At 56.8% G+C, this 11012-nt stretch carries 6 protein-coding genes; all 6 read right to left on the reverse strand.

The genetic code is table 11. The annotated features are described in order from the left end of the window. Positions 1-3144 (reverse strand): cytochrome c biogenesis protein CcsA, encoded by a 3144-nt coding sequence (ccsA, locus tag Q1K23_RS05085; RefSeq protein ID WP_300362980.1) that lies wholly within the window; start codon positions 3142-3144, stop codon positions 1-3. Between the two features lie 137 nt (positions 3145-3281). After that, the gene (gene polA, locus Q1K23_RS05090) at positions 3282-5966 is read right to left on the reverse strand and encodes a DNA polymerase I (protein WP_300362982.1); all 2685 of its coding nucleotides are present in this window, start codon (positions 5964-5966) and stop codon (positions 3282-3284) included. Between the two features lie 71 nt (positions 5967-6037). After that, the gene (locus Q1K23_RS05095) at positions 6038-6856 is read right to left on the reverse strand and encodes an HDOD domain-containing protein (protein ID WP_300362983.1); all 819 of its coding nucleotides are present in this window, start codon (positions 6854-6856) and stop codon (positions 6038-6040) included. 51 nt (positions 6857-6907) lie between these two features. After that, a complete protein-coding gene (locus Q1K23_RS05100) occupies positions 6908-7318 on the reverse strand; it encodes a hypothetical protein (RefSeq protein ID WP_300362984.1) in 411 nt (136 codons plus the stop codon). A 100-nt stretch (positions 7319-7418) separates the two neighbouring features. Then, on the reverse strand, positions 7419-10250 hold the full coding sequence (gene uvrA / locus Q1K23_RS05105; protein ID WP_300362986.1) for an excinuclease ABC subunit UvrA: 2832 nt from the start codon (positions 10248-10250) through the stop codon (positions 7419-7421). A gap of 60 nt (positions 10251-10310) precedes the next feature. After that, on the reverse strand, positions 10311-11012 hold a 702-nt coding region (locus tag Q1K23_RS05110), incomplete at its 5' end, for a sulfite exporter TauE/SafE family protein (protein WP_300362988.1).

An 11012-nucleotide genomic window follows, 5' to 3' on the forward strand; every position in this document is an offset into this window, starting at 1 on the left:
CTATTTGTTCGCTTTGCTCAGAGGAAGCAGTTCCCGCTTGCGGTAGGCGAGCAGGATCGTCACGGCGACGACGGCGATGACGTAGTAGACGAATGTCGGGATCGGTACAGGATCGCCTTTGGCGTAGGAGTGCATGCCGCTCAGGTAGTAGTTGACGCCGAAATAGGTCATGATGACCGAGCTGAACGCCAACAGCGAGGCGACATTGAAGGCGAAGACGCCCCGCATCGACTTGACGAAGCGGATATGGACGACGACGGCGTAGACCAGAATCGTTACCAATGCCCAGGTCTCCTTGGGGTCCCATCCCCAGTAGCGTCCCCAGCTCTCGTTGGCCCAGACGCCGCCCAGGAAGTTTCCGACCGTCAGCAGCGCCAGGCCGGCGATCAGCGTCATTTCGTTGATGTGGGTCAGTTCCCGGATCGAATATTCGATATCGGCGCGGTTTTCACCGTGCTTGATGATGTAGAGCCAGAGAGTGATGAATCCCAGCAGCGCGCCCAGTCCCAAAAATCCGTAGCTGGCCGTGATGACGGCGACGTGGATCATGAGCCAGTAGGATTTGAGGACCGGCACCAGGTTCGTGATCTCCGGGTCGAGCCAGTTGAGATGGGCGACGAAGAGGATCAGCCCAGCCAGGATCGACGTGGCCGCCAGCGTGATCGGGGAGCGTCTCGAAAAGATGAAGCCCGCCAGCAGCGTCGCCCATCCGATGTAGAGCATCGATTCGTAACCGTTGCTCCAGGGGGCGTGGCCGGCGATGTACCAGCGCAGTCCCAGCGCCACCGTCTGGACGAAGAAGCCGGCGATCAGAATCGCCATCCCGATGCGTACCGGCCATTTGAGATTGAATTTCGGCTTGATGATGTGCCAGATCGCCAGTATCAGGAGCACGAGACCCACCAGCAGATAGAGGGGCACCAGTTTCTGGAACGGTTTGGTCTCGTTCATCAGAAGCTCCGCTTCGATGCGGCCCTTCTCGGGAATGATGGCGGCGCCGTAGAAATTCTGGTACTGCTTGATCACTTCGAGGGCCTTGTCCGCTTTGGACCAGTCGCCGCTCTTGAGGGCTCCGTCGATGTTGCTGAAGTAGCTGGCCAGAATCGCCTGGACGAACTTTCCGCTCTTTTCGTCGAAATGTTTGATGGCGTCGATCGGCGCGTACCAACGCCCCGTCTTGTCCTGGGGATTTGGGAATATCCGCAGCAGCGAGCCGGTAAAGGTCATGTACATCACGTTGACCCGTTCGTCGACTTTCAGGATCTCTTTGTCGAGGGTGGTGCGCTCTGCGGGACGTTTCCGGGTGATCTCCTCGACGCGGGCTCCCAGCTTGTAGCTCTCTTTCTGCTTGAAGTCGAAAAAGTCGTCGAATTTCGCGTATTTCGCTTTCGGATCGATTCCCAGAATATCGTTGATACCGGGATGGGAGACTTTGATCATCGGGACTTTCTGCCACGCCTGGGGCCGGATGATCATGCCCAGAAAGATCTGGTCTGCATTGAGACCGAAACGCTCCTCTTTGCGGGATACTTTGCGAAGCACCTCCCGCGCCAGCGTGTCGATCGGCTCGATCCGCCCGCCATTGTCCTGCACCAGCAGCCTGCCGAACTCGCCGGCGTGGGCTTTCTGAATGATCGGCAGCCCCAGCTTCTTCGCCTCGGGTTCGCCTGCATGCATCGGCAAAGATGCCGCACCGAGCATCAGAAAGACAGCGAAAGCGGGGGCGCATTTCTCCGCCATCTTCTGAAGATCGCGCGCTCTTCTCATCAGGGTCTGGAAACGGCTCGAATAGGTCAGCATCGATCCGAACATCCCCAGCGCCAGCAGGAAATAGCCGATATAGGTGGGCAGTGTCCCCGGATCGTGGTTGACCGAGAGGATCGTCCCCTTCTCGTCCATGTCGTAGGAGGACTGGAAGAAGCGGTATCCCCGATAATCCAGCACATGGTTCATATAGATTCTAAAAGGCATCTCCACCCCTTTTTCCGGATCGATCACCACCACTTCGCTGGCGTAGGAGGAGGGACTCATGGAACCCGGATAGCGCTCCAGCTGGAAATCGACCAGCTTGATCGAGAAGGGAAGCTTGATGATCCGCGATCCGTAGCTGACGGCGATATCCCATCCCTTCAAAGAGACGCGCTGCTCCTCGCCAGGCTGTCCCTTCCTGCCGAACACCGTGACCGTTTTCGACTCGCCATCCATCGAAAGTTTCAGTTCGACGGCGTCGAGGGAGGCGCGCATCGCGGGCCCGCTTTTTCCGTCTGCGCTCTCGATGACCACTTTCGCGTGGGGGTACGCCTCCTTGATGACGAAATTGATGCCTGAGCCACTGTAGAGGTGGCGAGCCTGAAGCTCCCTCTTTTCACCCTGCTCGACGATACCCGAACTCTGGTCCTCCATTTTGAGATACTGGAGAGCGAAGGGGAGTTTGGCGACGATCTTCCCATCAACCAGGTCGATGCGGATCACCGGTTTGGCACTCTGAACATCGGTTTCGAAAGCGATGACGAAGGCGGGGGTCTCGAAACTCTCACCCGCTTTCAGCGTCATCTGCTGTGGGCTGTCTCCCGAAGCGACCATCAGGGAGATGAGAGGACCGCCTTCGCTGTCCACGACGATCTTTTCGGCGGCATCGGGAATGTAGCGGAGCACTTCGAGTTTCAGCGTTTCGCCGTCGAGGCGGATCTTCTGGACCGTATGGTTGCTTCCCAGTTTGGAGAAAAGCACGGGCTTGGCGTAGGTGAGGTGTTTTCCGGCTCTGGAGGCGTTGACCTGGATGAAGGTGCGGTCGGTGATCAGTTCGTTACTCGCCTGCCCCTCGCGGATATGCATGATGCCTTCGTAACCGATGTATCGGGTGATCGCCGCGCCGATCAGAATGATGACGAAGGCCACATGGAAGGTGAAAACGAGGAATTTGCCGGGCCGCCACATACGGTATCGTACGATATTGGCGATAAGATTGACGGCCAGTATGAACAGAAGAAATTCGAACCATCGGGCGTTGTAGACGAGGGCTTTGGCCGTCTGGGTTCCGTAGTCGTTCTCTATGAATGTCGCGGCACCGATGGCGAATGCGAAGATCAGCATCAAAACGATGGCGCTGTGCATCGAAAGAATATACTCGGTCACTTTTTTCATAGGCGGAACTCCGGCGTGTCAGAATGGTGACGAAAAGGGCCAAAAAGCCTCTGCTTCGTCGGTTTACAAGTTGATTATCATACCGAAAGAAAGGCGTTTGGCAGGTAAAGAGAAGAGCTAATTCATAGACATAAGACTCATTTCAGCTCACTCCAACGATGACCGATATTGATACTGGTCTTCAGCGGAATTTTCAGTGAAACGATATTCTCCATTACCTCCGAAAAACGCTTCGAAAGGGGTTCTGCATCCTTTTGCGCGATCTCGAATATCAGTTCGTCGTGAATCTGCAGCAAAATAGCCGCATCGAGGGACTCCTCCCTGATGATCCGGTGGATCTCCAGCATCGCCAGTTTGATCAGATCGGCGGTACTTCCCTGAAAGACGGTGTTGCCCGCTTCGCGAAGATAGGCGGCCAGCTGCATCGCGTTGGCGTGTTCGAAGTCGAAATAGCGGCGGCGCCCCAGGAGCGTTTCGACGAACCCCTGCTCCTTGGCTTTCTTCTCGATCGACTCCAGAAAGGATTTTACCGTGGGAAAGGAGGCGAAATAGTTTTCGATGATCGCTTTCGCCTCTTTGGTGGAGATGCCCAGCGTCTGGGCCAGCTTTCGGCTTCCCATGCCGTAGAGCAGCCCGAAGTTGACCGTTTTGGCGATGTTGCGCTTTTTGGCGGCCTCCTCGGGACCGAAGAGCCTTATCGCCGTCTCCATATGGATATCCTTGTTCTGCCGGAACGCTTCGGTCAGGACGGGATCCTCCGAAAAGTGGGCCAGAAACCGCAGCTCGATCTGGGAGTAGTCGATCCCGACCAGCAGATACCCTTCGCCGGCGACGAACCCTTCCCGGATTCGCCGCCCCTCTTCGGTCTTGACGGGAATGTTCTGCAGATTCGGGTTTTTGCTGCTCAGACGTCCCGTGGCCGTCCCCGTCTGGATGAAAGAGGTGTGGACACGATGCCCGGGATCCTCTTTGGCCAGTTTCAGCAGCGGCTCGATATAGGTGCTCATCAGTTTGTGAAGCTCCCGGTAGGCCAGCAGTTTTTCGACGATGGGGTGGCTTCCCCTCAGACCGTCGAGAACCTTCTCGTTGGTGCTGTAGCCGCCCGATTTCGTCTTTTTCCCGCCGGGAAGCCCCAGGACGCCGAAGAGGATCTCACCCAGCTGTTTGGGGGAGTTGATGTTGAACTCCCGCCCGGCCAGCTCGTAGATCTCCCGCGTCAAAGCCACGAGACGCCCTCCGATCTCGCTTTTGAGCGACTCGAACCGCCCGATGTCGACGGCGATGCCGTGTCTCTCCATGGCGATCAGCACGTTGATGAAAGGGTATTCGACCTCTTTGGCTTCGTCGATCAGGCGTTCGGCTCCCTGAAGTCTGAGCATCTCGGTGAGTTTGAAGTAGAGGCGGTAACTCATCCAGGCGTCTTCGGCGGCGTATTTCGTCGCCTCCTCGATCGGCACGCCGCTGAAATTCTCCCCCTTTTTGACCGTATCCTTGAAAGCGACCATCTCGTGGCCGAAATAGCGAAGCGCCAGTCGGTCCAGACCCACGGCCCCCTCCGGGTCCACGAGCCACGCCAGCAGCATCGTGTCGGCGAAGGGTTCGACCTCGTCGAAGCTAAAAAGCCGGTAGAGCAGTCCCAGGTCGAACTTGAGGTTGTGGCCGAAAAAGCGTTTTTTCAACAGGATTTCGAAAGCCTTTTTCGCATCCTCCATCGAAAGCTGTCTCCCGACCCCCAGATAGTTGTGGCCCACCGGCACGTAGTAGGCGCGCCCCTCTTCGAAACAGAAACTGAAACCGACCAGTGCGGCGCGGCGGATATCGAGGTCGTCGGTCTCGGTATCGATCGCCACGGGGGTTTTCTCATCGATCTTTTCCAGTATTTCGAAAAGTTTTTCGGCGTCGTCGATCAGCACCGCTTCGAACGTGTCGCGCCGGGGTGTTTTCGGGGACGGCTGCTTACTCCCCTCCTCCCGCTTCAGACGCCGCAGGATGTTGCGCATCTCGTAGCGCTCCAGCTCGTCGCGGATTTTCACCAGCGGATCGGTGGGGGGCATGCGAAAGGCGGTCAGATCGCAGTTGTCGAAGATGTCGTCTCTGAGCGTCACCAGCTCCCTGCTTCGGTAGGCGTCCTCTTTGTGTTTAATCAGCAGATTTCTGATTCTTTCGGGTTTCACTTCGTCGATATGTTCGTAGATGCCGTCGAGGGAATGAAACTGCGTCAGCAGTTTCACGGCGGTTTTCGGCCCGATGCCCGGAACGCCCGGGACGTTGTCGGAGCTGTCGCCGATCAATGCCTGATAGTCGGTGAACTGCTTCGGATGGATGCCGTACTTCTGCAGACACGCCTCTTCGTCGATCTCCACCTTCCTGATCGGATCGAAGAGCACGACATGCCTGTCGTCGATGAGCTGGTAGAGATCCTTGTCGTGGCTGACGATACGGACTCTGATCCCCTGTTCCCTGGCACATTTGACCATCGAGGCGATCACGTCGTCCGCTTCGTAGTTGTCGAGACTCAATTTCGAAAGTCCCATCTTCTCGATCCACTTTATCGCCACGGGGAGCTGCTGTTTGAGTTCCGGCGGCGCTTCGGGACGCTGCGCCTTGTAGTTGGGATCGATCTTCTGTCTGAAGCTGGGTCCGGGGGCGTCGAGGGCGAAGAGCAGATAGTCGGTCGGGTACTCTTTTTCGAGATTGAGGATCAGATTCGCGAATCCGGTCAGCAGGCCGGTCGGAAAACCTTCGGAGTTTTTCAGAGGCGGAAGGGCGTAGAAACTTCGGAAAAAGAAACCGAAGGTATCGATAACGGTCAGTGTTTTCATAACCGGAATGATACCAAAAGAGGCTTAACGCAAAGAGAAGGCGACCGCCCTCTTCTTTGCGGATGGGGAGTTTATGCGTTCCAGCGCTCGGTCAGTTCCGTCAGCGCCTCCTGCAGGGGCTCTTCCGGCAGGCCGGCCTTGAGGGCGAAATTGACGGCGCGTTTTTGGTTTTTCTCGCTCAGAGGTGCGCGTACGCTGACCGCTTCGGAAGCGATGCGCAGCACCCACGCCTCCTCTTTGGAGTCGCCGTCGGCCTGGTTGGGCATGTCGGCCCACTGGATCAGATCGGCGACGTAGTCGTCGAACTCCCAGTGGCGCAGCATCGCCGCGCTCACCTCGGCCGTCGTGGCGTCGATGTAGTTGCGTTCGGTCTCCCGGATATCCCATCCCGCATCGAGCTCCGCCTTGAAGGTGGCGTCTTCACCCTCCCGCAGAAGCTCGTCGGAGATGACGATCTTTCCGATCTCCTGCAGCAGCGCCAGTAGACGGATCCGCTCGACCTTGGCCGGATTGACCGCCCTCATCCAGCGCTCCGCCAGCATGCTCTGAAACTGCGAGATTTTGGCGAACTCCTCGCTGGTGATACCGTAGGGTGTCAGATTGGTCCGAAGCATGTTCCGCACGGAGAGGTTTATGACCAGATCCTTGACGCTCTTCATACCCAGAAGCGAAACCGCCTGCTCCACGCTCGTGATCTCCTTGCGAAGACCGTAGAAAGCAGAATTGAGCAGCTTCAGCAGATCGGCGACGACCATCGGGTCCTGCTCGACGATCGCGGCGACGGTCTTGACCGTCACATTGGGGTTTTCGTACGCTTTTTCGATCTCCGTCACGGTCTTGGGAAGCGGAGGAAGTGAACTGATTCGCTGAACCAATTGGGAGTTTATCATCTTTTCATGCCTTCAAAAATAGTCTTTTCTTTTATGGAATCCATTGAAAGATCACGAGCCGAACTTGACACTGTCGGAGCGTGCACGGCGCCGCGCTTTCTTCTTGGCGACCTCCCGGTTGAAGGAGAAGATGGAGTAGATGGCCCAGATCAGGAACATCGACGCCAGAATCTCGTAGCCGATCGCCCACATCATGAAAAACCCGATGAAATCGCCTTTCGTGATGACGGTGAAAAGATCGCTGATGCTACCCTTGGCCGAAAAGGCCAGCATCGCCAGCGTCCCGGTGATATAGGGTCCGAAGATGAAGTAGAGTGCCGCTTTGATGTAGGCGTATTTCGGGTCGCCGCCCACCAGATCCGCGACGGTGAGCTGTTGATGGAGAAAATCGCCATGATTTTCGTACATCAACTCCTGATATTTGGGCATCGATTTGTAAAATTTCGTACGTTTGGCAGCCATATCTTCCCACTTTCCGAATAAACGTGTTAATTTTGGTCAATATTGTATCATAAAGAGATACACGTTTCCTGACGGATATCTACGCTATTTATACTGATTATTATTCTTTTTCGTTCTCCAAAACGGTTCCCAGCTCCTTGCTGAGAAACGCGCCGGTGTAACTGCCGGTCTTCTCATGGTTTTTGGCCAACGCTTCGGGTGTTCCCGTCGCGATGATCCTGCCGCCTTTGCTGCCCCCTTCAGGGCCCATATCGATGATATAGTCGGCGTTTTTGACCATGTCGAGGTTATGCTCGATGACAAGCACCGTATTCCCCAGATCGGTCAGATGGTGCAGCACCTTCGTCAGACGGTCGACATCGGCGAAATGCAGACCCGTCGTCGGTTCGTCGAGTATATAGAGCGTATTGCCCGTATCCCGACGGCTCAACTCCTTGGCCAGCTTGATCCGCTGCGCCTCGCCGCCCGAAAGAGTGACGGCGTTCTGTCCCAGGGTGATATACCCCAGTCCCACATCCTGCAGCGTCTTCAGTTTGGCGAAGATCTTCGGAATATGCTCGAAAAACCGGAGTGCCTCGTCCACACTCATTGCTAATATATCGGCAATATTCTTACCTTTGTAATGGATCTCGAGTGTCTGGGGGTTGTAACGTTTCCCTTTACAGGCGTCGCACTTGACCATGATGTCGGGCAGGAAGTGCATCTCGATCTTGATTTCACCCTCGCCCTGACACTTCTCGCAGCGTCCGCCCTTGACGTTGAAGCTGAAACGGCCCGGCTTGTATCCTCTGATCTGCGCCTCTTTCGTCTTGGCGAAGAGATTTCGGATCTCGTCCATGACACCGGTGTAGGTGGCCGGGTTGGAACGGGGCGTGCGGCCGATGGGGCTCTGGTCGAGATAGATCACCTTGTCCAGATGCTCCAGACCGCTGATTTCCACACCGTCGACCTTGTGCACCTTCCGGGCGCGGTTGAGGATCTCCTTGGCCGTGGGAAGAAGCGTCTGCAAAATCAGGGAACTCTTGCCGCTTCCGCTGACACCCGTGATGCAGACGAAATTCCGCAGCGGGATCTTCGCCGAGAGGTTTTCGATGTTGTTGATCGTGACGTTTCGGATCTCCAGCCACTCCTTCTGGGGACGGCGGTGGAAATACTCGATCTTTTTTCTTCCCGTCAGATAGTCGGCCGTCAGCGTATCGGCCTTTTTGAGTTCCTCTAGCGTCCCGGCGAAGACGATCTCGCCGCCGAACTTTCCGGCCCCCGGACCGATATCGACGATGAAGTCCGCCGCCTCGATCGTCTCCTTGTCGTGCTCGACGACGATGACGCTGTTGCCTTTCTGACGAAGAGATTTGAGGGTGCGGATCAGCTTCTGGGTATCCCGCTCGTGCAGGCCGATGCTGGGTTCGTCCAGGACGTACATGACTCCGGTCAGACCGCTGCCGATCTGGCTGGCGATGCGGATACGCTGCGCCTCCCCGCCGCTGATCGTACGGGCGTCGCGCCCGAGCGTCAGATATCCGAGCCCCACGTCGTAGAGGAAAAAGAGCCGCTCCCGGATCTCCTTGAGAATGGGTGCCGCGATCATCTTCTGCTGCTCGCTCAGGTCGGCGAAACTCTTTTCGTCTTGGAAGAAGGCGTAGCACTCCTCGATCGGCATGTCGATGATCTCCGCGATCGTCTTACCGCCCGCCTTCACGGCCAGCGACTCGGGTTTGAGACGGTGGCCGCCGCAGCTGTCGCACACCTTTTCGGTCATATATTCGCCGAACTCTTTGTCGTCCTTGAGCATATCGTAGGAGATACGGACGGCACCGGGCCATACGCGTTCCATATGGTGGCGTTTCCAGGTGAATTTCACCAGATCCGGCGTCCCGTAGAGAATCTGCTTCTTCTGGTGCTCTTCGAGCTCCTCGTAGGGGATCTTCGTCGGGATCCCCGCCGTTTCGCAAAAAGCCGTCAGAAACTTGAAATAGTAGCTTCGGTTGAAGCCGTAGAGGGTCTTGATCGCCCCCTCCGAAATGCTCAGATGCGGGTCGATGACACGTCCCAGATCGAGGGTGTAGCGCATTCCCAGACCGTCACAGGTCGGACACGCCCCTTTGGGAGAGTTGAACGAAAAGCTCAGCGGCTCCAGCGGATCGAAGCTCACCTTGCAGTGGAAACAGGCCAGATGCTCGCTGTAGTGGATCAGCGGCGGCGTGTTCATCTCCTCGTGGTTGAGCACTTCGATCTCCACCTCGCCGTAGCTCTCGTTCAGCGCCTTCTCGATATCCTGGGCGATCCGCTCTTTGGAGCCCTCTTTCACGACGACCCTATCGATCACCGCCTTGATCGTGTGTTTCTTGGTTTTGGAGAGCTCCACATCCTCGTCCAGACGGACCATGACCCCGTCGATGTGGGCGCGGACATACCCTTTGTGGCGAAGCGATTCGATCATGTCGGCGAAGGTACCCTTCTTCTCCCGTACCAGCGGTGCCATGATGACCAGTTTGGCCCCCTCGGGGAGCCCCAGCACCTGTTCGATGATGTCGGCGGCGCTCATCTGCGATACCGGGCGGCCGCACAGATGGCAGTACTGTTTTCCCACCCGGGCGAAGAGAAGGCGCAGATAGTCGTAGATTTCGGTGATGGTGCCCACCGTCGAGCGGGGGTTTTTCGAAGTCGTCTTCTGGTCGATGGCGATGGCCGGCGTCAGCCCCTCGATCTTGTCCACGTCGGGCTTGCCGACCCTGTCGAGAAACTGGCGGGCGTAGGATGAGAGCGACTCGATATAGCGGCGCTGCCCCTCCGCGTAGAGGGTATCGAAGGCCAGGGTGCTCTTGCCGCTGCCCGAAAGTCCCGTAAAGACGACGAGTCTGTTTTTCGGAATCTCCAGATCGATCGATTTGAGGTTGTTTTCCCGGGCTCCGAAAATTTTGATTTTATCCAATGAATTCCACTCCTGCTCTGGTTTGGGCTCTATATACCATAAGTTTCGTTTAAGGTCAAGTCAGCCGACGAGGATTTTCTTCAGCATAAGTGCCAGAATGACCACATAGAGGACGATCAGGGCGTTTTTGTGCTTTTTGTGGCCCGTCTTTCCGGCCAGCCAGATGCCGGTCTGCACACCGAAAAGCGAAGCGATACCCACCAGCAGACCGTGATGGTAGTCGATCTGTCCGGCCATGGAGAGGCTGATGAAGCCCGAAATCGAAGAGAAGACGACGAAAAAGAGGCCCGCGGATACCGCCTTTTTCAGCGGATAGTGCAGCAGCCCCACCAGAATCGGCGTCAGGAGCACCGATCCGCCGATACCCATCGAGATGGCGAAAAGGCCGATCGTCGCACCCGTCGCCGCGAGAACCGCCGGCGAAAGATCGTGTCCCGCATCGACGTCCACATGGGCCGGGGCCCTGAAAAAACGGTAGAGGGCGAAACCGATGACCGCCACGAATGCGGTCTCCAGCACGATCTCCGGGACCGCTTTGACGAGCCAGCCGCTGCCGAGCGCCCCGACGAAACCGCCCAGACCGATGACGGCCCCCTCCTTGAGGTTGAGATGCCCTTTTTTGTGGTTGAGCCACGATCCGTAGAGGGAGCTGAATACCATCTGCATGACCGATATCCCGATGGCGCTCTTGATGTCGAATCCCAGCATCATGAGCGCGGGAACCAGCATGGTCCCCCCGCCGATACCGAAAAAGCCCGACAT

Source organism: Hydrogenimonas sp., assembly GCF_029933015.1.
Taxonomy (GTDB): domain Bacteria; phylum Campylobacterota; class Campylobacteria; order Campylobacterales; family Hydrogenimonadaceae; genus Hydrogenimonas.

Excerpts from the sequence above, each read along its gene's own strand:
- Q1K23_RS05100 (WP_300362984.1), bottom strand. The coding sequence starts at position 7,318 with ATGGCTGCCAAACGTACGAAATTTTACAAATCGATGCCCAAATATCAG.
- ccsA (WP_300362980.1), bottom strand. The coding sequence starts at position 3,144 with ATGAAAAAAGTGACCGAGTATATTCTTTCGATGCACAGCGCCATCGTT.
- Q1K23_RS05095 (WP_300362983.1), bottom strand. The coding sequence starts at position 6,856 with ATGATAAACTCCCAATTGGTTCAGCGAATCAGTTCACTTCCTCCGCTT.
- polA (WP_300362982.1), bottom strand. The coding sequence starts at position 5,966 with ATGAAAACACTGACCGTTATCGATACCTTCGGTTTCTTTTTCCGAAGT.